Raw genomic sequence first — 26158 nt, 5'->3', positions numbered from 1 at the left:
CTAGGGATGCCCCCTGCCGCTGTCAAAGGAAATTAGGCCCAACGCGCGTGTTAGAATCCGCCAATTGTCCAGGAGTCCACCATGCGCTCTTTGCTGCTCGCCTCAAGCTCCCCTTACCGGCGCGAATTGCTCCAGCGCCTGCGCCTGCCATTCACCTGCGCCAGCCCCGACATCGACGAGTCGCCCCGGGCTGGCGAGCCTGCCACGGAGCTGGTCCGCCGACTGGCCCTGGCCAAAGCCCAGGCCCTGGCGGCCACCCATCCGCACCACCTGATCATCGGCTCGGATCAGGTCGCGGTGCTCGACGACCGGATACTGGGCAAGCCCCACACCCCCGAGCGCGCCTGCGAACAATTGCTGGCCGCCAGTGGACGCTCGGTAACCTTCCTCACTGGCCTGGCACTGCTCGACAGCGCCACCGGGCGCTGCCAGGTGGACTGCATCCCGTTCACCGTGACCTTTCGCGAGCTGGAGCGTGAACGGGTAGAGCGCTACGTACAGGCCGAACAGCCGCTGGACTGCGCTGGCAGCTTCAAGGCCGAAGGCCTGGGCATCACGCTGTTCCAGAGCACCGAGGGCAGCGACGCGACCAGCCTGATAGGCCTGCCGCTGATTCGCCTGGTGGACATGCTGCTCGAAGAGGGCGTGCCGCTACCCTGAGACCGAGGGGCCGGATGACGGCCCCACCCCCTCAACGCAGGGACGGCCCTTGCAGGCCCATGTACAGCGACAGGTGCTCGGCCACGCTGGCACCGATGCGCTTGGAGAAGCGGTCGAATGGCGATTCCTGCACAGTGAAGTCCACCAGATCCTTCTCGCCCACGATGTCGCGCGCCACATAGCTGGCGCTGCCCAGGCCATCGACCAATCCCAGCGCCTTGGCCTGCTCGCCAGACCAGATCAGGCCGCTGAACAGCTCGGGGTGCTCCTTGTCCTTCAGGCGATCACCGCGACCCTGCTTGACCATGGCGATGAACTGGTTGTGCGTGGTATCCAGCACACCCTGCCAGAACGCCGTCTCGTCGGGCTTCTGCGGCGAGAACGGGTCGAGGAAGGCCTTGTGTTCGCCCGAGGTGTAGGCACGACGCTCGACACCCAGCTTCTCCATGGCCCCGACGAAACCGTAGCCCGCCGCCGTTACCCCGATCGAGCCGACCAGGCTGGCCTTGTCGGCATAGATCTCATCGGCCGCACTGGCGATGTAGTAAGCGCCGGAAGCCCCAAGATCGGTAATGACCGCGTAGAGCTTGATCGCCGGGTACTCGCCACGCAGACGCCGGATCTCGTCATAGACGTAGCCGGCCTGCACGGGACTGCCGCCCGGGCTGTTGATGCGCATTACCACGGCCTTGGTCTTGGCGTCCTTGAAGGCCTCGCGCAAACTTTTGATGATGTTGTCGGCGCTGGCAGCTTCCTGGTCGGCGATCACGCCGCGCACCTCCACCAACGCGGTATGGCTGGCGCTGCGCGACGCCGTGCCGTCCCCATCCATGAAGGGCGAGAACAGGAACAGCAGGCCGAACAAATAGATGAAGGTCAGCAGCTTGAAGAAGATGCCCCAACGGCGGGCACGGCGCTGCTCCTGCACGCTGGCCAGCAGGGTTTTCTCCAGCAGCCTCCAGCTTTTGCCCTCTTCCTTGCTTTCGCTCGCCTGCTCGGCGTCGGGTGCCTTCCATTCGTCAGCCATGCTCACCTACCTTGGAGTGGGACTGCGCGGCGCCTGCAAGCCACTCGCGCAATTGTGAAAAGTGTTCGATGCACACCTGGGGGCCGAACTCGGCAAGCGCCTGCAATGGCATCGCGCCATAACCCACGGCAACCGAATGCATGCCGGCATTGCTGGCCATCTGCAGATCGAACGTCGAGTCTCCGACCATCAGCGCCGCAGCCGGTTCGACCTGACAGTGAGCGAGGATTTCCTGGAGCATCAAGGGATGCGGCTTGCCGCGGGTTTCGTCGGCGGCGCGAGTGATGTCGAAGTAGCGCTCCCAGCCATTGGCCTTGAGCACCCGATCCAGGCCGCGGCGAGCCTTGCCGGTGGCCACCGCCAGCCGATAGCCCTGCGCCCGGAAGGCCTCCAGCGATTCCCTGACCCCCTCGAACAGCGGCGACGGCTGCTGGTCCAGGGCCGTGTAGACATCGGCGTAATGCTGACGAAAGGCTTGAACCGCGCGCGCGTCCAACTGCGGGTACAGCACCGAAATCGCCTCATCCAGGGCCAGGCCGATGATGCCCTTGACCGCCGCCTCTGCGCTGGGCGCATGCCCGGCGCGCTTGGCGGCCACATTCACCGACTCGACGATACGCCCGATGGAATCGGCCAGCGTGCCGTCCCAGTCGAATATCAGCAGCTCGTAGGGTGTGCGCATGTCGGTTCAGTCCGTAGCCAGGCGTTGGATGGTCTTGGCCCACATGTCGTCGACCGGCGCCTCGAGCTTGAGCTCACCACCGTCGGGCAGCGGCACGGTCAGCGCATAGGCATGCAGGAACAGGCGCTTGCCGCCCAGATCGCGGATCTCGCGGCTGAAATCCTCGTCCCCGTACTTGCTGTCGCCCGCGATCATGTGGCCGGCATGCAGGGTGTGCACGCGAATCTGGTGGGTGCGGCCGGTGATCGGCCTGGCCTCCACCAGGGTGGCGAATTCGCCGAAACGGCGCAGCACCTTGAACAGGGTCAAGGCGTCCTTGCCCTGTTCGTCGACTTCGACCATGCGCTCGCCGGAGCGCAGGTTGCTTTTCTGCAACGCCGCGTTGACCTGCTTCTTCGCCGTGGGCCAGTGGCCGCGCACCAGTGCCATGTAGCGCTTGTCGACGCCATCGCCACGCAAGGCGGCATGCAGGTGGCGCAACATGCTGCGCTTCTTGGCGATCATCAGCAGGCCGGAGGTGTCCCGGTCCAGGCGATGCACCAGCTCCAGCTCCTTGGCATCGGGACGCAACTGGCGCAGCGCCTCGATCACGCCGAAGCTCAGGCCGCTGCCGCCGTGCACGGCAATGCCGGCCGGCTTGTTCATCACGATAAGGGACTTGTCCTCATAGACGATCGCCGCCTCCAGGCGCTGCAGCAGACCCTGGGCGACAGGCGCCGGCTCGTCGCGCTCGGGCAGGCGCACGGGCGGCACGCGGACGATATCGCCGGCCTGCAGCTTGTACTCGGGCTTGATGCGGCCCTTGTTCACGCGCACCTCGCCTTTGCGCAGGATGCGGTAGACCAGGGTCTTGGGCACACCCTTGAGGGCGGTGATGAGGAAGTTGTCGATACGCTGGCCGGCAAGTTCCGGCGCGACTTCGATCAGCTGAACGCCGGAAGTCGGGGGATTATTGGTCGTCATCGCAGAATCATAACAATTTTTATGGAATTGAAGCACTTAATCATTGCTGCTATAGTCGCGAACGCCGCCATAAGCGGTAGGCCAGTAATGCACGGTGTTCAACCGGCTCTGACCAACGCAATTCTCGAGGACGCGAGGCCGTCCGACGGGGTGTTCGCCAGTTTACCGAATTGCCTGGAATCGCCACCAGCGCCGAGCAGAGAAGAACGAAAAAAACGACAAGTGCGGTGTTCCATTTCCCTCCTGTTCTTTTTCGCATGCCCCTGCCCGCCTCGTCGCTTCCACGCAGCGCCTGGCGAATGCTTCGGAAACAGCTGCCTTGGACATGAATGGCGTCAGCGCAGATTCGGCGCTGGCGAAAAATGCAACCCGTTGCGGATTCAGCGCGCGGCAGCACCCGAATTATCAGGGATACGTGCAGGGTGGAGATGTACAGCCCGGACCGTGAGGCACGGCCGGCACCGGCCCATCATCAGGGTCCGGCGAGCGGAACCGGTGTTTGCAGATGCCCCTGAGGCGTCCACGGCCCTCGGCTGATTCCTCCTCCTGACTGAGTGCGATAGGCACCGCAAAACAGGACGCGTCGTCGCGACAACGGCAGGCTGGGCAACCGGCTGGTGCCGAACGTCGCTGGACACGGGGGTGGCGTGCCACCCTCTGCGCACCTTGGCACCGACCATGAGAAGTCGTGTGTGCCGAACGCCGTTTCCGGCAGCCCGGAAACCGACGGTACAACATGAAAAGAATGCTGATTAACGCAACTCAACCCGAAGAGTTGCGTGTAGCCCTGGTGGATGGCCAACGCCTCTACGACCTGGACATCGAGTCCGGTGCGCGAGAGCAGAAGAAGGCCAACATCTACAAGGGCAAGATCACCCGCATCGAACCCAGCCTCGAAGCCGCCTTCGTCGACTTCGGCTCCGAACGTCACGGCTTCCTGCCGCTCAAAGAAATTTCCCGCGAGTACTTCAAGAAGACCCCCGAAGGTCGGGTCAACATCAAGGAAGTGCTGAGCGAAGGCCAGGAAGTCATCGTCCAGGTCGAGAAGGAAGAGCGTGGCAACAAGGGCGCCGCCCTGACCACCTTCATCAGTCTCGCCGGCCGCTACCTGGTGCTGATGCCCAACAACCCCCGCGCCGGCGGCATCTCTCGCCGCATCGAGGGCGAGGAACGCAACGAACTGCGCGAGGCCCTCAACGGCCTGACCGTACCGGGTGACATGGGCCTGATCGTGCGTACCGCCGGCCTGGGTCGCAGCAGCGAGGAAATGCAGTGGGACCTGGACTACCTGCTGCAACTGTGGACCGCCATCAAGGAAGCGTCCCTGGATCGCGCCGCACCCTTCCTGATCTACCAGGAAAGCAACGTCATCATCCGCGCCATCCGCGACTACCTGCGCCAGGACATCGGTGAAGTCCTGATCGACAGCATCGACGCCCAGGAAGAAGCCCTGACCTTCATCCGCCAGGTCATGCCGCAGTACGCCAGCAAGGTCAAGCTGTACGAAGACAGCGTTCCGCTGTTCAACCGTTTCCAGATCGAAAGCCAGATCGAGACCGCCTTCCAGCGCGTCGTCGACCTGCCGTCCGGCGGCTCCATCGTCATCGACCCGACCGAGGCACTGGTCTCCATCGACATCAACTCGGCGCGCGCCACCAAAGGCAGCGACATCGAGGAAACCGCCCTGCAGACCAACCTGGAGGCGGCCGAGGAGATCGCCCGCCAACTGCGTCTGCGCGACATCGGCGGCCTGATCGTCATCGACTTCATCGACATGACCCCGGCCAAGAACCAGCGCGCGGTCGAAGAGCGCGTGCGTGAGTGCCTCGAAGCCGACCGTGCCCGTGTTCAGGTGGGTCGCATCTCGCGCTTCGGCCTGCTGGAGATGTCCCGCCAGCGTCTGCGCCCTTCCCTGGGCGAAAGCAGCGGCATCGTCTGCCCGCGCTGCTCGGGCACCGGCATCATCCGCGACGTGGAATCCCTGTCGCTGGCCATCCTGCGCCTGATCGAAGAAGAGGCGCTGAAGGACCGCACTGCCGAAGTGCGCGCCCAGGTGCCGATCCCGGTCGCGGCATTCCTGCTCAACGAGAAACGCAACTCGATCACCAAGATCGAACTGCGTACTCGCGCACGCATCATCATCCTGCCGAACGATCACCTGGAAACCCCGCACTTCGAAGTCCAGCGCCTGCGCGATGACAATCCGGACGTGCTGACCAGCCAGTCCAGCTACGAAATCGCCACCAGCGAAGCCGAGGAAGCGCTGCAACCGACCGCGACCCGCACCCTGGTTCGCCAGGAAGCGGCGGTCAAGACCGCACCGGCACGTACCAACGCGCCCACCCCGGTCGCCAGCGAAGAACCGCAGAGCGCTCCGGCAACCGCCCCCGTCGCCGCTCCTGCCGCGCACGAACCGAGCCTGTTCAAAGGCCTGGTGAAGTCGCTGGTCAGCCTGTTCGCCGGCAAGGAAGAAGCCGTGGTCGCCCCGGCCACCACGCCCCAGAAGCCCGCTGCCGAGCGCACTCAGCGCAATGAGGAGCGTCGCAACAGCCGCCAGCAGAGCCGCAACCGCAACGGTCGTCGTGACGAGGAACGCAAGCCGCGCGAGGAGCGCAACGAGCGTTCGTCCCGTGAGGAGCGTCAACCACGTGAGGAACGTGCGCCTCGTGAAGAGCGCGCACCGCGTGAAGAACGTCAGTCGCGCCAGCCTCGTGAAGACCGCCGCGGCAATCGCGAAGAACGCGTACGTGAATTGCGCGAGCCTCTGGATGCCGCACCAGCGGCCCGTGCGGAGCGTGCTCCACGCGAAGAGCGCGTCGCCCGTGAAGAACGAGCGCCCCGCGAAGAGCGCACCCCTCGTGAAGAGCGTGCACCACGTGAAGAACGCGCGCCTCGTGAAGAGCGTGCACCACGTGAAGAACGTGCTCCGCGTGAAGAGCGCGCGCCTCGTGAAGAACGTGCTCCGCGCGAAGATCGCGCGCCCCGTGAGGAACGCGTGCTTCGTGAGGAACGTGCACCGCGCGAGGAGCAACAGGCCGAGCCGTCCGTTAGCGATGAACGCCCAGCGCAGGAAGAGCCGGTAGCCCGCGAAGAGCGAGCGCCGCGCGAGGAACGCCAACCCCGTCAACCACGCGAAGAGCGCCAGCCACGCGCTGCCGAGCAGGCCGTCGAGCCAGGCGAGGAGCAACTGCAGAACGAAGAGCAGCTGCAGGATGAGCAGGAAGGAGCCGATGGCGAACGTCCACGTCGTCGCTCGCGCGGCCAGCGCCGGCGCAGCAATCGTCGCGAACGTCAACGCAATGCCAACGGTGAGCTGATCGAAGGCGGCGAAGACGAAGGCAGCGAGGAACAACAGCCTCAGCAGCACAAGGCTACCGAGCAGGGTGCCGAACTGGCTGCCGGCCTGGCGGTGACCGCCGCCGTGGCCAGCACTCAAGTGAGTGCCAACGCCGAGGCTCAGGCCCACCAGCAGGCCGAACGCGCCACGGCGACCGTCGCCCCGAGCACGCCTGCAGAGCCGGCCGATGCCGTGGAGCAGGTGCGAGCGGAGCAAGTGCAGGCCAAACCGCAGCAGGATGAGCAAGAGGCTAGCGCTCAAGCGCACGCAATCGCTCCTGTGGTCGAGTTGCCCGCCAGCGAGCCCGCAGTGGTCGAGCCGAGCATCGAGCCTGTGGTCGAGGTGGTTCCTCAGCCGGCCGCCGAGGTCGCAGCACCCGAGCCGCAGGCCGTCGTCGAGGCGCCCGTCAACCAGGCGCCTGTGGTGCAAGTGGTCGAAGCCGAGCAGGCGCCCGCCGCCGAGGTTGCAGCGCCAACGCCAGAGCCCGCCCCGGCGCCCGTCCAGGCAGAGCCCGCCGTCGTGGAGCCCGCCGTGGTGGAGCCTGAAGTTCAGGCCCAAGCCGCAGCGCCTGAGCAGGCGCCTGTAGCTGCCCAGGTCGAACCGGCACCGGCTGAAGCCGAAGACGCTGCTGCGGTGGATGCCTCTACCGTCATGCTGCCCAACGGCCGTGCACCGAACGATCCACGTGAAGTGCGTCGTCGCAGACGCGAGGCCGAGGCCGCTGCGGCAGCCGCCGCACAGGCAGCCGCCTCTGCGGTGCAGACCACCGAGGATGAGCACAAGCCTCATCACGGTTGATTCGACCGGCTGAATGAAAAGGCCCCGCCAGTGCGAACTGGCGGGGCCTTTTCATTGTGCTGCGCTCGGGAAAGTGATTCGACGCGGGGCTGCTCCCTGTACAGGCTGCCCCGGACTGTTCCTGAGCTTTGCCCGGACGGCAGTTTAACCGGGTGCGAATGCTCAGGTACTCCAGGGCTCGGCGCCTCTACACCCTGCTGCGCCTTGTCTGGCCTTGACGCAGACAAGTGCCAGGCAGGCTTCAGTAGACGTTGGGCTCCATTTCCAGCTCCACACCGAAACGCTTCAGGATATCGGCCTGGATACGCCGAGCCAGCGCATGGATCTGCTCACCACTGGCGTCACCATGGTTGACCAGCACCAGCGATTGCAGGCTGTGCACACCAGCATCGGCGTCACGATGGCCTTTCCAACCGGCTTGCTCGATCAACCAGCCAGCCGCCAGCTTGACCTGCCCATCGGCCTGCGGGTAGGCCACGAGATTGGGATGGCGCTCACGAAGCTGCTCGGCCAGAGCACCGGGTACCACAGGATTCTTGAAAAAACTTCCAGCATTGCCCAACACCGAAGGATCGGGCAGCTTTTCCCGGCGGATGCTGCTGATGGCATCGCTGATGGCCTGGGCGGTCACCTGCTCGACACCGTGTTCACGCAGCCGCTGACGCACGGGCCCGTAGTCCAGATGAGCGTGCAGCGTACGGGTCAGCGCGAAGCGTACCCGCAGGATCAGCCAGCGTCCCGGGTTGCGCTTGAACACGCTGTCGCGATAGCCGAAGCCGCATTGCTCGAGGCTGAACTCACACAGCGTGCCCGTTTCCCTGTCCAGCGCGGTCAAACCGGCGAAGACGTCCTTGATTTCCACGCCGTAGGCGCCGACGTTCTGCATCGGTGCAGCGCCCACCGTGCCAGGAATCAGACTGAGGTTCTCCAGACCGCACAGGCCCTGCGCCAAGGTCCACTGCACGAAGGGATGCCAAGGCTCACCCGCCTCGGCCTCGACCACGACATGTCCACCCTCGTCACTGCAGATCCGGCGACCGCGACTGGCCACCACCAATGCCAGGGCGTCCACGTCATGGGTGAGAAGCAGGTTGCTGCCACCGCCGATCACCAGTACAGGAACCTGTCGCTGTGCAGCGGCCTGTAGGGCCGAACGTATCTGCGCGTCGTCGTGGGCCTGAGTGAACCACCGGGCGCGTACATCGATACCGAAGGTATTGAACGGCTTGAGCGATACCTGCTCCTGCCACTGGATGCTCATGCCCGCCCCTTGATTTGCGTGACCAGCTCGCGACAGGCCGCCTCGATCAGGTCCAGCACCTGTTCGAAGCCCTCTTTGCCGCCATAGTAGGGATCTGGCACTTCGTCCAGTGCTGCACCGAAGCGCGGCAGGAACAAGTCGAGCTCGGCGCTCGCGCCGGCTGGACGCAAAGCCTGCAAGTTGCGCAGGTTGCTCTTGTCCATCGCCAGGATCAGGTCGTACTGCTCGAAATGCGCTGGCGTGACCTGCTGCGCACGCTGCGCGCTGAGGTCGTAGCCACGGGCCAGTGCCGCCTGGCAGGTGCGCCGGTCGGGCGGCTCGCCTACATGCCAGTCACCCGTGCCCGCCGAGGCCACTTGCACACGGTCTTGCAAGCCTGCGGACCGCAGTTGATGACGCAGTACCCCCTCGGCAGTGGGCGAACGGCAGATGTTGCCCAGGCAAACGAACAGAACGCGCATCAGGCCTCCAGCAAGCGCCGCACGCGCTCGAGATCGTCAGGGGTATCGACGCCGACGGCCGGCGCCTCCAGGGCGTCGGCGACGTGGATACGCACGCCGTGCCAGAGTGCACGCAGTTGCTCCAGCGATTCGGTCTGCTCCAGCCAGCAAGGCCCCCAGCTGACGAAGTCCTGGAGGAAGTTGACCCGATACGCGTACAGGCCGATGTGGCGGCGGTACGGTACGCCCTCTGGGAGCTGCGCCTGGTCGCGGGCGAACGCGTCGCGGGCCCAGGGCAGCGGCGCCCGACTGAAGGTCAACGCCAGGCCGTGCTTGTCGCTGACCACCTTCACGGCATTGGGGTTGAAGACCGCGTGCGGCGCGTGGATCGGCTCGGCGAGGGTGGCGATGCCGGCCTCGGCATGTGCCGCCAGGTTGAGGGCGACCTGGTCGATGATGACCGGCGGAATGAGCGGCTCGTCGCCCTGGACATTGACCACGATGGCATCGGCGGGCAGCGACAGGCGCTGGGCCACCTCGGCCAGGCGATCGGTGCCCGATTCATGGTCGGCGCGGGTGAGCAGCACCTCGGCGCCGAACGCCTCGCAGGCCTGGACGATGGCCGGATCGTCGGTGGCGATGACCACCCGACTGGCAGCACTCTTGCGAGCCTGCTCCCAGACATGCTGGACCATGGGTTTGCCGGCGATCGGCAGCAGGGGCTTGCCCGGCAGGCGTGTGGAATGCATCCGCGCGGGGATGACGACGGTGAACGCGACGCTCATTTATCCAGGCGCTCATCGTCAGTCAGGGTGCGCGCTTCGCTCTCCAGCATGACCGGGATGCCGTCGCGGATGGGATAAGCCAGGCCGGCAGCCTTGCTGATCAGTTCGGTCTTGTCGGCGCTGAGCTTGAGTGGGCTCTTGGTGATCGGGCAGGCCAGGATATCGAGCAATTTGGTGTCCATCGAGAGGTCCTTGAGGCCGGAGGCCGGAATGGAAAAAGCGTGAATGCCGCTCAGGGCAGCAGGTGGGCGAGTTGCCGGTCGAACCAGTCGACGAAGGCTGGCGAAGGCTGCGCATCGACAGCCAGGTACCACCAGTCTTCGCCGGCGAAGTCACGGCACTTCACCGCATCCTTCTCGGTCATCACCAAGGGCAATGCCGGCGTGAACGTCAGATTCTGGACGTTGAACTCGGCATGATCGGCGAAGGGGTGCGGCACTGGCTGCCAGTCTAGCGCCATCAGGGTATCGAAGAAACGTTGCGGGTTACCGATGCCGGCCACTGCGTGCACGGCCTGGCCGCGAACGAAGTGGTCCAGGGCGCGGCGCTCGCCGGTACGCAGGTTGATCAGCGCGCTGGGGCGCAAGGTGAAGGCGAAACCGTCCTGCGGATCGGCGATTGCGCCGTTGTACAACACCGCGTCGACCTGTTGCAAACGTTCGGCAGGCTCGCGCAGGGGGCCGGCGGGCAGGCAGCGGCGGTTGCCCAGGCCACGCGCAGCATCGATGAGTACCAGCTCCAGATCGCGCGCCAGTCGGTAGTGCTGCAGGCCGTCGTCACACAGGACAAGGTCCAGCGGCTCACTGGCCGACAGCGCCTGCACCGCTCGCGATCGATCCGGGTCGATCATCAGCGGCACGCCCGTGCGTTGCACGATCAGCAGGGGTTCGTCGCCGGCCTGGCTCGCAGGCTGGTCCGCCGCCACTCTCCAGGGCAGGCTGGGCGGCCTGGCACCGTAGCCGCGGCTGACCACCCCGACCTTCAGGCCACGGCGCCGGCAATGCTCGATCAGCCAGAGGATCATCGGGGTCTTGCCGGTGCCACCGATGGTGACGTTGCCGACCACGACCACCGGGACCGGGGCACGGTAGCTGGGGTCCGCGCCACTGAGGAAGCGCGCACGCTTGCGCATCACCACGCGCCGATAGAGCGCCTCGAGCGGACGCAACAGCCCAAGGGCCGGGTGACCTCGGTACCAGGCGCTGAGCAGGCGATCGGCAAGACTCATCAAGGTGTACCTTGGGCCGCCTCGACGGTGGTCATGCGCAGATGGCTGAAGCCGAGCTTGCCGGCTGCATCCATGGCCGTGACCACAGCCTGGTGCGGAGTCTTGCCATCGGCACTGATGGCCAGGGGCAAGGTGCTGTCACCGCCGGACTCGCGCTGCAGCGCCTCGGTCAGCGCGGTCAAGTCGCTCTTGGGCAGCAAGTGGTTGTTGACCGAGTACACGCCGTCCGCGCTGATGGTCACCTCGACCAGCTTGGCATCGTCCGGCGTCGCGGGGGCGCCGCTGGACGCCTCGGGCAGTTCCACTCGCAACTGGGTCTCGCGGGTGAACGTGGTGGTGACCACGAAGAACAGCAGCAGCACGAACACCACGTCGATCAACGAGGCGAGGTTGATATCGACGTTTTCCCGCTGGCGGTTGCGTCGGAACTTCACGCCTTCTCTCCGGCTACCTCGACCTCGCGGTCGCCCTGAAGCACCTCGACCAGCTTGATGGCCTCCTGCTCCATGCCGACCACCAGCTCATCGATACGGCGCAACAGGAAACGATGGAAGAACACCGCAGGGATGCCCACCATCAGGCCCGCGGCCGTAGTCACCAATGCCTTGGAAATGCCCCCGGCGAGCACCGCCGCGTTGGCGGTCGTCTGCGAGCCCATGAAGGCGCTGAAGATATCGATCATGCCCAGCACGGTGCCGAGCAGGCCGAGCAGCGGCGCCATGGCGGCGATGGTTCCGAGGGTGCCGATGTAGCGCTCCATCTCATGGATGACTCTGGAGGCGGCCTCTTCGATGCATTCTTTCATGATCTCGCGGCCATGACGGGAATTGGCCAGACCGGCAGCGAGGATCTCGCCCAGTGGCGAGTCGGCGCGCAGGGCCTTGAGCTTGTCGCTGGTCAGTTGCTTGTCCTTGATCCACATCCACACCTGACCGAGCAGGTGCGAGGGCGCGACCCGGCTGGCGCGCAGGGTCCATAGACGCTCCACGACGATGGCCATGGCCGCGATGGAGCTCAGAATGATCGGCAGCATCATCCAGCCGCCAGACTTGACCAATTCCCACACAGTAAGCATTCCCCTTGAAAATGGTCGCCACTCTATCATAGGCACGCCGGGTGCTCATCTGCCGAAGATCAAGACGCTCGTGCAGTCGCTGCGGCTCGCCCGCCTACCCTGTGGACGGCGGATCAGGAGGGCGGCTCACGCCAGAACCGCCGTTGCTCGCGCAGTCCCTCGACGCCCTTGCCGGTGCCCAGTTGCAGACGCAGGGCACCGCCCACCGCTGTGTCGTGGACAGCCACGCCGTGACGCGCATAGCGTTCCAGTACCTGCCGGTGAGGATGGCCGAAGACGTTGTGCCGAGCGCGCGAGATCATCGCCGCGCGCGGCGCCGTGGCGCGGATGAAGGGCTCGGTCGATGACGTGCGGCTGCCATGGTGCGGCGACTGGAGCCAGTCGATGGTCAGTCCCGGATTGTCGGCCAGCCAAGCGCGCTCGGCCGCCTGCTCCATGTCGCCAGCCAGCAGCAAGCGTTCCCCTTGTGCCGCCACCAGCAGCACGCACGAGCGGTCATTGCTGTGCTGACCCTGTGGCCAATGCCAGAGTGAAAACACCACGCCATCCCACTCCCATTGCTCGCCACTGACGCACGCCCGTGCCTGCAGGGCCGACGGCAGCTGGAGGGGCTCGCCGGCCAGCACCCGCGTGACCGGCAGGCCCCGGTGAATCGCTGCCGCACCGCCCGCGTGATCGGCATGGGCATGGCTGATGAGCATCAGGTCCACATGCGCCACACCCAACTGGCGCAAGGTCGGCAGCACCACGCTTTCCCCCAGGTCGCTGAAGCGCGTGGCCGGACCTGCGTCGTACAGCAGCGTGTGATGACGCGTGCGCAACACCACGGCCAACCCCTGGCCGACATCCAACTGCCACACCTGCACCTGCCCCAGCGGAACCTGTTCGCGCGGCGCCCAGAGCGCCAACAGCAGTACCGCGCCCAGTCCGCGCAGCGCCAGACCGTGCGGGGACAGGAGCAATACGGCGCCGCTACACACCAACAGCCAGCTCCACAACGGCAGGGGCTCGGGCATCCAGGCGGGTTGCCACTCGGCAAGTTGGCCCAGAAGGCGAAACAGGATGTCGATCAGACCGCCGGCGCTCCATAGTAGCCAATCGCCGACTCCCGGTAATGGCAGCAGAGCAGTACCAAGCAGGGCCAAAGGCAACACCGCCAGGCTGATCCAGGGTACGGCCAGCAGATTGACCAGCGGCGCGCTGAGGCTGACCGGAAGTCCCAGCGCGAGCAGCACGGGCAGCAACCCGACTGCGATCACCCATTGCGCGCGGCTCCAGGCCTGCCACGCACGCCAGCCTCCCAGACGTGCACTGAAGCAGTAGATCAAGGTGGCCACGGCCGTGAACGACAGCCAGAACCCAGGCAGCAGGCTGGCGAGCGGTTCGATCAGCAGCACACCGGCCAGCGCCAGCAACAGTGGGAAAAAGGCGCCGAGGTGCCGAAAGCGCAAGCGCCACAACAGCACCGTGGCGAGCATCAGACAGGCCCGCTGCACCGGCACCTGAAAGCCCGCCAGGGCTCCGTAACCCAGGGCCGCGGCCATCGCCAGGCCACAGGCCCACGGCAGCCAGGGCCAGCGCCCGGGCCAGAAGCCCAAACGCGCCAGGCCGGCGACCAGGCCGTAGACCAGACCGGCCAGCAGCCCGATGTGCTGACCGGATATCACCAGCAGGTGCACGGTCCCAGTGGCCTGGAGTGCCTGCCAGTCCTCGCGGGCCAAGCCCGAACCATCGCCTAGTACCAGCGCGGCCAGCACCGCTTCGCGCCCGTGGGCATCCACCATGAGCAACCTTTGCCGCAAGCGATCACGCCAGCCGCCCTGCACGGTTTCGAGCCTTTCGCCCGCCTTGACGGTCCCCGTGGCGCCGATGCGCCGTGCCAGCAAGGTGGCTTCGCGATCGGGCCCATGGGGATTGAGCAGACCGCCAGGCTGCTGGAGGGTGACCGCCAGCCGCCACCGCTCGCCAGCCCTGACCTTGGGCCCGCCAGACCAGCTCACCTGGAGCCGGCTGGGCAACTGTCCACGTCGGGATCGAGCCTCTTCAAGGTCGAAACGCACGCTGCTGCCCGTGTTGGACGGCAGGCCCACCACCTTGGCCTCCAGCCACACCGTTCGCCCATCCAATGCAGGCGCCAGACGGTCATCCAGCGCCTGCTGGGCCGACCAGCATCCCCAGCACAGTCCCAGCAGCCACCAACCAGCGGGCCACGCACGGCTGCGCAAGCACAGCAGCGCCAGCAATGACAGGAGCAAGAGCCCTCCCAGCGAGGGCAATACAGGTAAAAACCTCAGGCTCAATAGCCCGAGCACCAGCGCCAACATCCCTGTGCGCATTTATCGAAGCTCCGCGATTTCCGACACCCGACCAGCCTAGGCAGCGGTGCGCGCAGCGTTCGCTTAATAATTGTCACAAACTCTGAACGAGACTGCGGTGAAATCCCGGCATACTCGCCCTATTCCAGCCCCGGGGGCCTACATGCCGCGCCGTCTTTTCAAACGCTACATGCCCGATCCGACCAGCATCCGGGAACACAAATCCTTACGCTTCTTCGGACGCCTGCTGCACGATCCCAACCTCTGGCACCTGAATCGTCATTCGGTGGCCAGGGCAATGGGCGTGGGATTGTTCGCAGCGCTGATTCCCATTCCCCTGCAGATGCTGCTGGCCGCTGCGCTGGCGATTCCTGTGCGGGGCAATCTGCCGATTGCCGTCAGCCTGGTCTGGCTGACCAATCCGCTGACCATGCCGCCGGTGTTCTTCGTCACCTACATGACCGGCGCCTGGCTGCTGCAGGTGCCGCCACGCACTCTGCCGGACGAGTTGACCTTCCAGTGGATCACCGACCAGTTGTCCACGGTGTGGCAGCCATTCCTGCTCGGCTCGGTGGTGTGCGGCGTGCTGCTGGGCATCGCCGCCTATTTCACCACCCTGCTCTACTGGCGCTGGTGGGTCGCGCGGCAGTGGCGCCGACGCCGGTTCGGTCGATCAGGTACGCATGCCGCGGCCGCTGACCAGCAAGCGCACACAGAGGGCGTAGAGCACTGCGGTGGCCACCAGCATGAAGGTGATGGCCGTGCCGATGCTGATGTCCGACACCCCTAGGATGCCGTAGCGGAACGAATTGACCATGTGCAGGACCGGGTTGGCCAGCGACACCGTCTGCCAGAACGGCGGCAGCAGGTTGATCGAGTAGAACACGCCACCCAGGTAGGTGAGCGGCGTCAGCACGAAGGTCGGAATGATCGAGATGTCGTCGAAATTGCGCGCGAACACCGCATTGACGAAGCCCAGCAGGGAGAAGATCGTGGCGGTCAGCAGCACCACGACGATGGTCACGCCCAGGTGGTGCACTTGCAGGTGGGTGAAGAACATCGACAGGAGGGTGACGATCACCCCCACCGCCAGGCCCCTCAGCACGCCGCCCAGGGCATACCCCACCAGGATGATGTGTGGCGACACCGGCGAAACCATCAGCTCTTCGATCGAGCGCTGGAACTTGCTGCCGAAGAAGCTCGAAACCACGTTGCCATAGGAGTTGGTGATCACCGACATCATGATCAGCCCCGGCACGATGTATTCCATGTAGGTGAAGCCGCCCATGTCGCCGATCTGCCGGCCGATCAGGTTACCGAAGATCACGAAGTACAGGACCATGGTGATCGCCGGCGGCAGCAGGGTCTGCGGCCAGATGCGCAGGAAGCGTCGCACTTCCCGATAGACGATGGTGTTGAGGGCGACCCAGTTCGTGCGCAGTTCGATACTCATACCGCCACCTTGGACAGATTCTTTTCCACCAGAGACACGAACAGCTCCTCGAGACGGTTGGTCTTGTTGCGCAGGCTCTGCACTTCGATGTTCTGCAAGGCCAACTGGCCGAACAGCGCGGTGATGCCAATGTCCTTGTCCACTTGCACTTCCAGCGTATGCGGGGTGATCAGGCGGCACGGATAGCCTTGCAGCACAGGGGCGGCAGCCAGGTCCTGACGCAGATCGAGGACGAAGGTCTCGACATGCAGCTTGCCCAGCAGTTGGCGCATGCTGGTGTTCTCGACGATGGTGCCGTGGTCGATGATGCCGATGTTGCGGCACAGCTGTTCGGCTTCTTCCAGGTAGTGCGTCGTGAGGATGATGGTGATGCCTTTCTGGTTCAGCTCGGTCAGGAAGCTCCACATCGAACGGCGCAACTCGATGTCCACCCCAGCGGTCGGTTCGTCCAGGATCAGCAGGCGTGGCTCGTGGATCAGCGCCCGGGCGATCATCAGCCGGCGCTTCATGCCGCCGGAGAGCGAGCGCGACGGCACGTCACGCTTGTCCCACAGACCCAACTGCGTGAGGTACTGCTCCGCGCGGTCCTTGGCCAGCTTTGGTGGGATGCCGTAGTAGCCGGCCTGGGTGACGACGATGTCGAAGGTCTTTTCGAACTGGTTGAAATTGAACTCCTGGGGCACCACGCCGAGGCTGCGCTTGAGCGCGGCGGGTTGGCGATCCAGGTCGTGGCCGAAGACATTGACGGAGCCACTGCTCTTGTTCACCAGGGTCGAAAGAATGCCGATGGTGGTGGATTTACCGGCGCCGTTGGGGCCGAGCAAGGCGAAAAAGTCGCCTTCGGCAACGTCCAGGTCGATACCCTGAAGGGCCTGGAAGCCGTTGCCGTAGGTCTTGGTCAGCTGTCGAATGGACAGGGCAGAACTCATACAGGTCACGTACCGAAAAGAAGGGTCGGAAACGCGCCAGCGCAGGACGCTGACGCCGTCGAAGAGGTGATCATGGTGCAAGGCCGGGCTGCACAAGTACAGTCATGCGTATCGATAGTGACTATCGAAAGGCTCGCGGTGTTCGATCAGGTCAGCGCTGTCATGACCCCGGCCTGATAGGCCGGACGTACCTTGAGCCGCTCGTACCAGGCCTGGAGATGGGCCAGATCGGGGCGTTCGATGGGCATTTCGAACCAGGCGTAGGCGAAGCATCCCAATGGGATGTCGCCCATGCCGATGCGCTCGCCCGACAGGTACGGTTGCTGCGCCAGCGCCTGATCGGCGATCGACAGCAGTCGCGCGCACTGCTGCCGGGCAGCCTCGATCGCCACCCAGTCGCGCTGCGCCTCGGGCGTGCGCAACAGGCCCCAGAACAGCGGTTTGAACGGTCCGGCCAGGGACGAGGTGGTCCAATCCATCCATTTGTCCGCAAGGGCGCGCTGGCGTGGCGCTGCCTGATACCACCCCTGCTCGGCGCCGTATTCGGCGCACAGATAGCGCACGATGGCGTTGGACTCCCACAGCACCAGCTCGCCATCCTCGAGCATCGGGACCAGGCCGTTGGGATTGCGCGCGCGATAGTCAGGCTCATCGACCACACCGAACGCGCCACCAGCATCGATCGACTCGAACGCTAGGCCCAACTCGTGAGCGATCCACAGCGCCTTGCGCACATTGCTGGAATTTTTGCGGCCCCAGATCCTGATCATCACTGCGTCCTCGGCAAGACAGAGCTGCACAGTCTACTCCTTGTATTCACCGCTGTACCGCTGGCGGCCTTTGAAACTCCTGGCGCCACACCCTGTCACTGTTCAGAGCGAGCCACTGCGTGCAGCCCGTCTATCCTTGCGCAGAGGGTTCGAGCCCTAGCGTCCAAGGAGGAAGGTCTATGTTGCTGTTGTGGTTGGTGCTGCTGGTGATCGGTACCGCGTATCTCATCCATCGGCGCCTGGCGCCGCTGCACATCATTGCGATAGCGGCCGGGTATGTGCTGTTGATGGGCATCTTCAGCCATGCGCCTGGCTGGCTGCTGGCCGTGCTGTGGCTGGTCATGGCGGCAACCGCGGCGGTACTGCTGCTCCACGACTGGCGCCGCCGCGCGTTCAGCGCGCCGGTCTTCAGCTGGTTCCAGCGTACCCTTCCGCCCATGTCGCAGACCGAGCGCGAGGCGATCGACGCCGGTACCGTGTGGTGGGACGGCCAGTTGTTCAGTGGTCAGCCCGACTGGAACACCCTGCTGGCCTATCCCGCGCCGGAACTGACCGCCGAGGAACAGGCCTTCATCGATGGGCCGACCGAGACGCTCTGCGCCATGGTCAGCGATTGGCAGATCGGCCAGGACATGGACCTGCCGCCGGCGGCCTGGGACCATATCAAGACGCACGGCTTCTTCGCCCTGATCATTCCCAAGGAATATGGCGGCAAAGGCTTCTCGGCCTATGCCCATTCACAGGTGGCGATGAAGCTGGCAACGCGCAGCGGTGACCTGGCTTCCACGGTGATGGTGCCCAACTCCCTCGGCCCGGCCGAGCTGCTGCTGCACTACGGTACGGATGAGCAACGCAACCACTACCTCCCGCGCCTGGCGCGTGGCGACGACATCCCCTGCTTCGCCCTCACCGGTCCACTGGCAGGCTCCGATGCAGGCGCCATGCCGGACACCGGCATTGTCTGCAAGGGCCAGTGGAATGGCGAAGAAGTCATCGGCCTGCGCCTGAACTGGGAGAAGCGTTACATCACCCTTGGCCCGGTCGCCACCCTGCTCGGCCTGGCGTTCAAGGCCTACGACCCCGAGCACCTGCTGGGGGACGAAGAATCGCTCGGCATCAGCCTGGCACTGATCCCCACCGACACGCCGGGCGTGGAAATCGGCAAGAGACACCTGCCGCTGGGCGCTGCGTTCATGAACGGCCCCAACAGCGGCAAGGATGTATTCGTGCCGCTGGACTTCCTCATCGGCGGTCAGGAGATGCTCGGCAAAGGCTGGATGATGCTGATGAACTGCCTGTCGGTCGGGCGTTCCATCTCGCTGCCTGCCGTCGGCACCGGCGCGGCCAAGTACACCAGCCTGGTGACCGGGCAGTACGCACGCATCCGTGAGCAGTTCAATGTGCCTCTTTCGGCATTCGAGGGCATCCAGGAATCACTGGCGCGGATCGGCGGCAACGCCTGGCTGATGGACAGCGCACGCCTGCTCACCGCCAAGGCGGTGGACCTGGGCGAGAAACCCTCGGTGCTTTCAGCCATTCTCAAGTACCACCTGACCGAGCGTGGCCGCGAATGCATCCAGCATGCTATGGACGTACACGGCGGCAAAGGCATCATCATGGGCCCGAACAACTACCTGGGCCGCAACTGGCAGGGCGCGCCCATCTTCATCACCGTCGAGGGCGCCAACATCCTGTCGCGCAACCTGATGATCTTCGGCCAGGGTGCGATTCGGTGCCATCCTTTCGTATTGAAGGAAATGGCCGTGGCGGGCCGTGAAGATCGGGACGAGGCCCTCAAGGAATTCGACGGCCTGCTGATGAAGCACATCGGCTTCGCCATCGGCAACGCTGCCAGCACCTTCGTGCTGGGACTGGGCTTCGGGCGCTTCGAGAAAATGCCCGGTGACGACCTCAGCCAGGGCTACTTCCGCGCGCTGAACCGCCAGGCGGCAGCTTTCGCGCTGCTGGCCGACCTGTCCATGATGCTGCTCGGGGGCGCCCTCAAGCGCCGGGAACGGCTCAGCGCACGCCTGGGCGACGTGCTCAGCTACCTGTACCTATCCTCTGCCGCACTCAAGCGCTACCACGACCTCGGCTCACCCGAGCACATGCAGCCCCTGCTGCGCTGGGCCCTGGAGGAAAGCTCGGGGCAGGCGGAAACGGCGCTGGACCAATTGCTCGACAACTTCCCCAATCGCCTGCTCGGTGGCGCCCTGCGCGTACTGGTGTTCCCCTTCGGTCGCCGTCATACCGGCCCCAGCGACGAACTGGATGCCGAGGTAGCTGCTTTGATCGGGCGACACAAAGGCGATCCGGCGCTTGAGGAATTGCTCGCCGGCTGCTACCGGCCTCAGGCCGACGGTGACCCGGTGGCAGCGCTGCAGCAGGCCAGCGATCTGCTGGAGCAGGCCGAACCGCTGCACAAGGCACTGCATCAGGCCGTCAAGGAGGGCAAGCTGCAACCTGCTCCAGGCCAGTCGCTGATCGACGCTGCCGTGCAGGCTGGCGTGTTGCAAACCGCTGACGGTGAACGGCTTCGCGCGGCGGAATCGGCGCGTCGGCGCGTGATCGACGTGGACGCGTTCGACAAGGACCAACTGCGGCCTGCCGAAGGCAAGGTTCGCTGAGGCGGTGAGAACAGTCGATCGCCAACCGCAACGGGTTGGCGATCGCACGCGGCGACCTCTGCCCTGCCCTGGCGGACGAAACCTGCGTATACTCCTGCCCCCGTTTCAGCTACCGAGGACCTTCCATGGCCAACTCCCACCTGGAGTATCACCTGCAACTGCTCCAACACTTGCGCACCATTCTGGTGGCTCTGGGCGAGGCCGAGCAGGTGCCGGAAGAGAATCATCTGCTGTTCCTCGAACGCTTCGATGAACTGCTGAGCCTGCTGCCGCAAAATCCTCTGGAAAGCCAGTACCTGGGCCAGGACCTGATGTGCCAGGTCATCACCCGCTACCCGCAGATCGCGCACCTGGTGCCGCGAGACCTGCTGTGGTTCTTCGGGGGCGATTGCCTGCACTACATGCCCGACGACGAACTCGACCTGTACCAGGCACTGGAAGAGCGCCGCTACGAAGCCGAACAGCACGATGAACCCTTCGACTGGCACCTGGAAAAGCAGTTGCTGAGCGCACCCGACAAAGGTGAGCGGCACTGACAGCTCGCTACGTCCGTCAGCACGGGCTGGCCAGTATCGAACGGCTGACTCATGGACTCGCCAGCAGCCTTGCGTATCGAGGCGAAGACTCGCCGTTGGACGGTCGTTCACCCATGCTGCAAGCTGGCGCGACCGGCATGGCTGGCTACCTGATCCTCCGGGCTGGCAGCACTCGCTAAAGGCCCTGCTGCCAGCGCCGAAACAACCCGTCACGACGTTCGGCATCCTGTCGCTGCTTGTGCTCGAACGCTGCCAGCATTTCCCCGGCTCGCGCCTGTCCCAGGGCATGAACGCCGTCATCGTCACCCACGATCAGGTCGCCTGGGCGCACCCATACCCCTGCAACCTGCACGGGCTGGCCCACGCTGCCGTGCTCGCCGATCGAGCGCGTGGTGTAGGCACTGACTCCGGTGCAGAACACCGGTAGCGGCAACTGCCGCACCGCCCGCACATCAGTCACCGGCCCGTCGATCACTACCCCGGCCACGCCCTTGACCAGTGCTGCCAGGCTTCGCAGCTCACCCCAGCAGGCGCACTGCAGGTCGCCCCTGCAGGCCACCACCAGCACCGCTCCAGGCGGGCAGGCAATCAGGGCCTCGCGCAGGATCGCACCATCGGGGGCCTGCACTTCGACACAGAAGGCTGGCCCTGCCAGGTGGACATCAGGCGCCAACGGCATCAGCCCGGCCAGATGACCGTCCCTGCCGAAATGGCCGATGGTCGAGCTGCTGATGCTGCGATAAGCCTCCACCAGGCAGGGGGAGCAAGTCGGCAAGGTAGTCATCGGGAGGGCCTCGGGCAGGTCAAAGGACAGGTGGAGCAATATTCGACAGGGTCGCTGGCCTGGTAGTAGAAGCAGCAGGTGCGGCGCACTCGCACACTGCGGTCGGTGCCCGGCAAGGGGGTAGGCGGTCGGTCGAAGTGCGCCAGTGGGTTGTAGGCCAGGCCAAACACCTCGTTCGAGGCCTCGGCCAGCAGCCAGTGCAGATCGGCCTGGGCCCGCTCGCGCACTTCAGGGCTTTCGTGCGTGGCCAACCGCCGCTCGTAAAGCGAGTACACGCGCACGGCCGTGTTCTCCCAGAGAATGCGCCTGGGTACGCCACTCACTCGATGGAACACCTCCCACAGCGGCTGCAACAGCCCCGCAAACAGTGCGGTCGTCACCTCCAGACGCCAGGCATCGCGCTGGTCGCTTGCGGGTGTGGTGGTGCGCAGGTCGCGCAGAGGCAGTGAAGAGATCCACACCCGACCATCGTGGCGGGCGTCGACCAAGGTATTGTCCAGCGTCAGCGCCAAGCCTTTGTCATAGGCGGACATCGCGTAGAGACAGGCGCCGGTCATGAGGAATGACAGGCGCTTGCCCAGCAAGGAGGCAGTGATACGCCGCGTAGGTGAGCCGATCACCGGGCCCAACCCATCCAGCCACTGGGCACACCGCGTTTCCTCCAGCCAGTGCGCGGCCGGCAGGCCCGAGGCAGCGTCAGCAGCCTTGCACAAGCGCAGCGGGCCCGCCAAGGCGTCCCACTCGCAGGTGCTGAACGTCTCGCCCCCCTTCATGGCGCGATGTCACGGCCGAAGGGAATGCACAGCGGCGTGCCGAAGAACGGATCGGCGATGATCCGGCATTCCAGCCCGAACACCTGCTTGACCAGTGCCTGATCGAGAATCTGCGCCGGCCTGCCCTGGGCGCACACGCGACGATCGTGTACCGCGACCATGTGGTCGGCGTAGCGGCTGGCCAGGTTGAGGTCATGCAGCACCATCACCACGGTCTTGCCCTCGCGGCGGTTGAGCTCGCGCAACAGGTCGAGCACTTCGATCTGGTGCGCCAGGTCGAGAAAGGTGGTTGGTTCGTCGAGCAGCAGCAGTTCGGTCTCCTGAGCCAGGGCCATGGCGATCCAGGCACGCTGGCGCTGGCCGCCGGAAAGCTCGTCCACGGGGCGTGCCGCCAGTGCCTGCAGATCGGTACGCTGCAGGGCGCGGGCCACGGCAGCCTCGTCATCGGCCGACCACTGGCGCATCCAGCTCTGGTAGGGGTAGCGGCCCAGGCTCACCAACTGGCGTACGCTGATGCCCTCCGGCGCTACCGGCATCTGTGGCAGGATCGCCAGCTCCCGTGCCACCTGGGCGGTGGGCTTGCGCTGGATGTCCTGGCCGTTGAGCAGCACCTTGCCGGCAGTGGGCCTGAGCAGCCGCGCGAAGCTCTTGAGCAGAGTGCTCTTGCCGCAGCCGTTGCTGCCGATCAGCACGCTGACCTGCCCACGTGGCAGGGTCAGGTCCAACCCCTCGATGATGGCGCGGCCGGCATAGCCCAGGTACAGGCTTTCGCTGGCAAGGGAATTCATTTCAACCACCTCAATGTCGCTGCTTGATCAGCAGGTAAAGAAAGTACGGGGCGCCGAACGCTGCGACGAAGATCCCCGCCGGCAAATCCAGCGGCGGCAACAGGGCGCGCCCGGCCAGATCCCCCAGCATCACCAGGTTCGCACCTACCAGCGCGGCCATGATCGCCTGGCCCACGAAGCCCGGCGGCACCAGGCGACGGGCGATGTGCGGGGCGATCAGCCCGACGAAGGCCATGGCGCCGCCCCAGGCGATCGCCGCACCGGCCAACGCCGCACTGACCGCCAGCAACGCCGCACGCATCAGCTGAACGCGCACTCCCAGGCCCGTGGCCAGGGCCTCGTCCAACTGCTGCACCATGACCTGCCGCGCCAGCGGTACCAGCAGCAGCCACAGGCCGACCAGGCACAGCGCCAGGCTGCCCACGGCGCTCCAGTCGGCACCGTACACGCTTCCGGTAAGCCATACATAGGCCGAGAGCGTGGTGGTCTGTGGGCTGAACACCAGCATGAAGGTGGTGGCCGCCGCCAGCATCGCCGAGACGCCCACGCCGATCAGCACCAGCCGCAGCGGCGAGACCCCCTGCTGCCAGGCCAGCAGGTAGATCGCCAGCACCGCCCCGCCCGCGCCGAGCATGGCTGCGGCGGGCAAGCCACCCAGGCCCCAACTGCCAGCCAGCGTGCTCAGGTACAGCACGGCCGCCGTGCTTGCACCGCTCGACAGGCCCAGCAGGTCGGGCGAGGCCAGCGGATTGCGGATCAGCGCTTGCAGGATCAAGCCGCTCACGGCCAGCGCCGCACCGATCAGCCCTCCCAGCAGCAGACGCGGCAAGCGCAGTTGCTGCACGATGAAGCCGATGCCCGTGTCGCCTGGGCCGCCCAGGCCCTCCCACAACGCCGAGGGCGACAACGCCACCTTGCCGAGCGACAGCGTGAGCAGCATCAGCGCCAGCGTCAGCAGCAGCGCCAGACCCAGGCGACGCACGGTCAGCGGCGCCACGCGTCGGGAAAACGCCCCGAGGCGCCCTACCACCAGGTTATCCATTGCGTACTCCTCGACGCGCCAGCAGGATGAAGAACGGCCCACCAATGAATGCCATCATCACGCCCACCGGCACCTCCTGCGGCAGGATCAGCACCCGTGCCAGCACATCCGCCAGCAACAGCAGGCACGCGCCCAGCAACGCGCAGCCCGGTAGCATCACCCGATGGTCGATGCCGAACAGGCGTCTGGCCAAGTGCGGCACGATCAGCCCGACGAAACCGATGCTCCCCGCCAAGGCGACCGCGCTGCCTGCCAGCACGATCACCAGCAGCGCCAGTTGCAGGCGTATCCAGCCGGTGCGCTGGCCCAGCCCGGTGGCGATTTCGCTGCCGGCGCTGAGCACGTTCACCTGCGCCGCACGCAGCCCGGCGATCACCAGGGCGACAGCCATGCAGCCCAGCATCGGCGCCGCGTTCGCCAGGCTGCGCTCGCTCAGGGCCCCCGCCAGCCAGAACAGCACCGTGTCGAGCCCCTGCTGATCGACCACCAGCATGGCCTGGCTGAAGGCACTGAACAGCGCGGTGATGGCCGCGCCCGCCAGCACCATGCGCAACGGGCTCAACGCCCCCCGACCCAGGGTGCCCACGCCCCACACCAGCGTGCCGGCCACGGCCGCACCGATGAAGGCCGCCCAGAGCCAATGCTGCGGCGAGTTCAAGGAGAATACCGACAGGCTCAGAATGATCGCGCACGTCGCCCCGGCATTGATGCCGAACAGTCCCGGCGAAGCCAGGGGGTTGCGCGTCATCGCCTGCATCAGCGCCCCCGCTACCGCCAGCCCCGCGCCCACCGCCATGGCGATCAGTGTGCGCGGCAAGCGAGTGGAGAGCACCAGCACCTGCTGCAATTGCAGCGGGTCGGCGCCGCTCAGGGCCGCCCACACGGTGCCCGGGGCGATCCAGCGCGGCCCGCTGGACAGGCTCAACGCAGCACAGCCCAGCAACACCGCCAGGCCGATGAGAAATCGACTGCCCGCTCTCATTGGCCAGGCCCTCCCAGCAAGGCTTGCTCCACCTCGTCCAGGACCCGCTGCGCGCCGAGGATGCCGCCTGACAGGATCCACGCCACGCCATCGACCCACCACACCTGACCGTCACGCGGCGCGGCCAGATGCTGCCACAGCGGATGCCCGCTGACGCTGCGGTACTGGCGCTGAACCGCCGGCCCGTCGCCATGGCCGAACACGAAGAACACATCGGCGTCCACGGCCGGCAGGCTTTCACGGTTGCTGATCTTGAGCGACACGCCACTGGCGGTCTGACTGTAGCGGTTCCACACGAAGCCCAGCTGCGACAGCACCATGCCGGCAAAGCTCGTCGGCAGATAGGCACGCAGGTGATCGTCACGGATATCCAGCACTGAAACGGTCGGCGGCCAGTGCGCGCCAAAACGCGCCTGCAAGCGCTCGCGCAGGCGCGCGACCCGGGCGTTCCAGGCGCCTTGCAGCGCGGCGGCCTGAGCCTCGTGCTGCAAGGCCTGACCCATCACGGCCAGGGTTTTCTGGAAGTCGAACACCTCCTCGAGCATCACCGTGGGGCACAGCCGCGACAGCAGACCGGCCACGCGTTCGTGGCGAAATCGCGAGGCGACGATCAGGTCGGGTTGCAGCAGGGCGATGTCTTCCAGGCTGGGTTGGGTCTCCAGGCCCACGTGGGGCACGCCGGCCAGCGCAGGGCGCAGGTAGCGGTACATGGGCTTTTCGCTCCACGAGTCCACTACCCCGCACGGTCGCACGCCAAGGGCGACCGCGGTGTCGGTGGCGCCCTGGAACAGAGTCACCACCCGAGCCGGCCCCTGCCCCCAGGCGTGGGACGACAGGCAGGTCGCCCCGGCCAGGCCCAGCGCAAAACCCAACACCCGCCGCCTGGGCAGGCCCTGCGGCCCC

25 protein-coding genes are annotated in these 26158 nt (G+C 65.6%); 5 read left to right on the top strand and 20 right to left on the bottom strand.

Annotation, left to right across the window (positions count from 1 at the left end):
• The first annotated feature begins 81 nt into the window (after window positions 1-81).
• Window positions 82-660 (top strand): Maf family protein, encoded by a 579-nt coding sequence (locus IAE34_RS22430; RefSeq protein ID WP_200141149.1) that lies wholly within the window; start codon window positions 82-84, stop codon window positions 658-660.
• Between the two features lie 31 nt (window positions 661-691).
• Here IAE34_RS22430 and IAE34_RS22425 read toward each other — a convergent pair whose 3' ends face one another.
• Genes IAE34_RS22425 through rluC form a run of 3 tightly spaced genes read right to left on the bottom strand, consistent with a single transcriptional unit; the run spans window position 692 to window position 3332 of the window.
• Window positions 692-1687 carry a S49 family peptidase gene (locus IAE34_RS22425; protein ID WP_200141148.1) on the bottom strand — a complete coding sequence of 332 codons (996 nt, stop codon included), beginning with the start codon at window positions 1685-1687 and terminating at the stop codon, window positions 692-694.
• The gene (locus IAE34_RS22420; protein WP_200141147.1) at window positions 1680-2369 is read right to left on the bottom strand and encodes an HAD family hydrolase; all 690 of its coding nucleotides are present in this window, start codon (window positions 2367-2369) and stop codon (window positions 1680-1682) included. Before IAE34_RS22420 ends, IAE34_RS22425 begins: the two co-directional genes overlap by 8 nt.
• A gap of 6 nt (window positions 2370-2375) precedes the next feature.
• On the bottom strand, window positions 2376-3332 hold the full coding sequence (gene rluC / locus IAE34_RS22415; protein WP_200141146.1) for a 23S rRNA pseudouridine(955/2504/2580) synthase RluC: 957 nt from the start codon (window positions 3330-3332) through the stop codon (window positions 2376-2378).
• A 736-nt stretch (window positions 3333-4068) separates the two neighbouring features.
• On the opposite strand from rluC, the gene rne reads away from it, so the two are divergent.
• Window positions 4069-7467: a ribonuclease E gene (gene rne / locus IAE34_RS22410; RefSeq protein ID WP_200141145.1), complete on the top strand. Its 3399-nt coding sequence runs from the start codon at window positions 4069-4071 to the stop codon at window positions 7465-7467.
• A 241-nt stretch (window positions 7468-7708) separates the two neighbouring features.
• Here rne and murB read toward each other — a convergent pair whose 3' ends face one another.
• From murB to IAE34_RS22370, 8 genes are all read right to left on the bottom strand, one after another.
• A complete protein-coding gene (gene murB / locus IAE34_RS22405) occupies window positions 7709-8728 on the bottom strand; it encodes a UDP-N-acetylmuramate dehydrogenase (protein WP_200141144.1) in 1020 nt (339 codons plus the stop codon).
• Complete coding sequence (locus IAE34_RS22400; RefSeq protein ID WP_200141143.1) at window positions 8725-9189, bottom strand: low molecular weight protein-tyrosine-phosphatase; 465 nt, start codon at window positions 9187-9189, stop codon at window positions 8725-8727. Before IAE34_RS22400 ends, murB begins: the two co-directional genes overlap by 4 nt.
• The gene (gene kdsB / locus IAE34_RS22395) at window positions 9189-9953 is read right to left on the bottom strand and encodes a 3-deoxy-manno-octulosonate cytidylyltransferase (protein ID WP_200141142.1); all 765 of its coding nucleotides are present in this window, start codon (window positions 9951-9953) and stop codon (window positions 9189-9191) included. Before kdsB ends, IAE34_RS22400 begins: the two co-directional genes overlap by 1 nt.
• On the bottom strand, window positions 9950-10135 hold the full coding sequence (locus IAE34_RS22390) for a Trm112 family protein (RefSeq protein WP_196180351.1): 186 nt from the start codon (window positions 10133-10135) through the stop codon (window positions 9950-9952). Before IAE34_RS22390 ends, kdsB begins: the two co-directional genes overlap by 4 nt.
• A gap of 50 nt (window positions 10136-10185) precedes the next feature.
• Window positions 10186-11181 (bottom strand): tetraacyldisaccharide 4'-kinase, encoded by a 996-nt coding sequence (gene lpxK, locus IAE34_RS22385; RefSeq protein WP_200141141.1) that lies wholly within the window; start codon window positions 11179-11181, stop codon window positions 10186-10188.
• Entirely contained in the window at window positions 11181-11615 is a 435-nt protein-coding gene (locus IAE34_RS22380; protein ID WP_200141140.1) for an ExbD/TolR family protein, read from the bottom strand. Before IAE34_RS22380 ends, lpxK begins: the two co-directional genes overlap by 1 nt.
• Window positions 11612-12247 (bottom strand): MotA/TolQ/ExbB proton channel family protein, encoded by a 636-nt coding sequence (locus IAE34_RS22375; RefSeq protein WP_200141139.1) that lies wholly within the window; start codon window positions 12245-12247, stop codon window positions 11612-11614. The genes IAE34_RS22380 and IAE34_RS22375 overlap by 4 nt, the downstream gene beginning before the upstream one ends.
• A gap of 122 nt (window positions 12248-12369) precedes the next feature.
• Window positions 12370-14592, bottom strand: coding sequence for a DNA internalization-related competence protein ComEC/Rec2 (locus IAE34_RS22370; protein ID WP_200141138.1), 2223 nt, complete (start codon window positions 14590-14592; stop codon window positions 12370-12372).
• Between the two features lie 142 nt (window positions 14593-14734).
• Here IAE34_RS22370 and IAE34_RS22365 point away from each other — a divergent pair, with 142 nt between their 5' ends.
• Window positions 14735-15361 carry a DUF2062 domain-containing protein gene (locus IAE34_RS22365; RefSeq protein WP_200141137.1) on the top strand — a complete coding sequence of 209 codons (627 nt, stop codon included), beginning with the start codon at window positions 14735-14737 and terminating at the stop codon, window positions 15359-15361.
• Here the strand turns inward: IAE34_RS22365 and IAE34_RS22360 are convergent.
• From IAE34_RS22360 to IAE34_RS22350, 3 genes are all read right to left on the bottom strand, one after another.
• Window positions 15245-16024, bottom strand: a complete 780-nt coding sequence (locus tag IAE34_RS22360) for an ABC transporter permease (protein WP_200141136.1) — start codon at window positions 16022-16024, stop codon at window positions 15245-15247. The two genes, IAE34_RS22365 and IAE34_RS22360, sit on opposite strands and share 117 nt — an antisense overlap.
• Entirely contained in the window at window positions 16021-16953 is a 933-nt protein-coding gene (locus IAE34_RS22355; protein WP_200141135.1) for an ABC transporter ATP-binding protein, read from the bottom strand. The genes IAE34_RS22360 and IAE34_RS22355 overlap by 4 nt, the downstream gene beginning before the upstream one ends.
• A gap of 146 nt (window positions 16954-17099) precedes the next feature.
• Window positions 17100-17723: a glutathione S-transferase gene (locus IAE34_RS22350; protein ID WP_200141134.1), complete on the bottom strand. Its 624-nt coding sequence runs from the start codon at window positions 17721-17723 to the stop codon at window positions 17100-17102.
• A gap of 179 nt (window positions 17724-17902) precedes the next feature.
• On the opposite strand from IAE34_RS22350, the gene IAE34_RS22345 reads away from it, so the two are divergent.
• Together IAE34_RS22345 and IAE34_RS22340 are read left to right on the top strand one after the other, a co-directional pair.
• The gene (locus tag IAE34_RS22345; RefSeq protein ID WP_200141133.1) at window positions 17903-20350 is read left to right on the top strand and encodes an acyl-CoA dehydrogenase; all 2448 of its coding nucleotides are present in this window, start codon (window positions 17903-17905) and stop codon (window positions 20348-20350) included.
• A gap of 125 nt (window positions 20351-20475) precedes the next feature.
• Window positions 20476-20886 (top strand): PA2817 family protein, encoded by a 411-nt coding sequence (locus tag IAE34_RS22340; RefSeq protein WP_200141132.1) that lies wholly within the window; start codon window positions 20476-20478, stop codon window positions 20884-20886.
• A gap of 175 nt (window positions 20887-21061) precedes the next feature.
• Here IAE34_RS22340 and IAE34_RS22335 read toward each other — a convergent pair whose 3' ends face one another.
• Genes IAE34_RS22335 through IAE34_RS22310 form a run of 6 tightly spaced genes read right to left on the bottom strand, consistent with a single transcriptional unit; the run spans window position 21062 to window position 26127 of the window.
• Window positions 21062-21670 (bottom strand): RraA family protein, encoded by a 609-nt coding sequence (locus IAE34_RS22335; RefSeq protein ID WP_200141131.1) that lies wholly within the window; start codon window positions 21668-21670, stop codon window positions 21062-21064.
• Window positions 21667-22443 (bottom strand): IucA/IucC family C-terminal-domain containing protein, encoded by a 777-nt coding sequence (locus IAE34_RS22330; protein ID WP_200141130.1) that lies wholly within the window; start codon window positions 22441-22443, stop codon window positions 21667-21669. The genes IAE34_RS22335 and IAE34_RS22330 overlap by 4 nt, the downstream gene beginning before the upstream one ends.
• Window positions 22440-23231 (bottom strand): ABC transporter ATP-binding protein, encoded by a 792-nt coding sequence (locus tag IAE34_RS22325; protein ID WP_200141129.1) that lies wholly within the window; start codon window positions 23229-23231, stop codon window positions 22440-22442. Before IAE34_RS22325 ends, IAE34_RS22330 begins: the two co-directional genes overlap by 4 nt.
• A 10-nt stretch (window positions 23232-23241) precedes the next feature.
• Window positions 23242-24273 carry a FecCD family ABC transporter permease gene (locus IAE34_RS22320; RefSeq protein ID WP_200141128.1) on the bottom strand — a complete coding sequence of 344 codons (1032 nt, stop codon included), beginning with the start codon at window positions 24271-24273 and terminating at the stop codon, window positions 23242-23244.
• Window positions 24266-25255 carry a FecCD family ABC transporter permease gene (locus IAE34_RS22315; RefSeq protein ID WP_200141127.1) on the bottom strand — a complete coding sequence of 330 codons (990 nt, stop codon included), beginning with the start codon at window positions 25253-25255 and terminating at the stop codon, window positions 24266-24268. Before IAE34_RS22315 ends, IAE34_RS22320 begins: the two co-directional genes overlap by 8 nt.
• Complete coding sequence (locus tag IAE34_RS22310; RefSeq protein WP_442793242.1) at window positions 25252-26127, bottom strand: ABC transporter substrate-binding protein; 876 nt, start codon at window positions 26125-26127, stop codon at window positions 25252-25254. Before IAE34_RS22310 ends, IAE34_RS22315 begins: the two co-directional genes overlap by 4 nt.
• Window positions 26128-26158: the final 31 nt, after the last annotated feature.

The organism is Pseudomonas sp. S30 (assembly GCF_016518545.1).
In the GTDB taxonomy this organism is placed as follows: domain Bacteria; phylum Pseudomonadota; class Gammaproteobacteria; order Pseudomonadales; family Pseudomonadaceae; genus Aquipseudomonas.
This window is presented reverse-complemented; position numbering and strand designations above follow the sequence as displayed.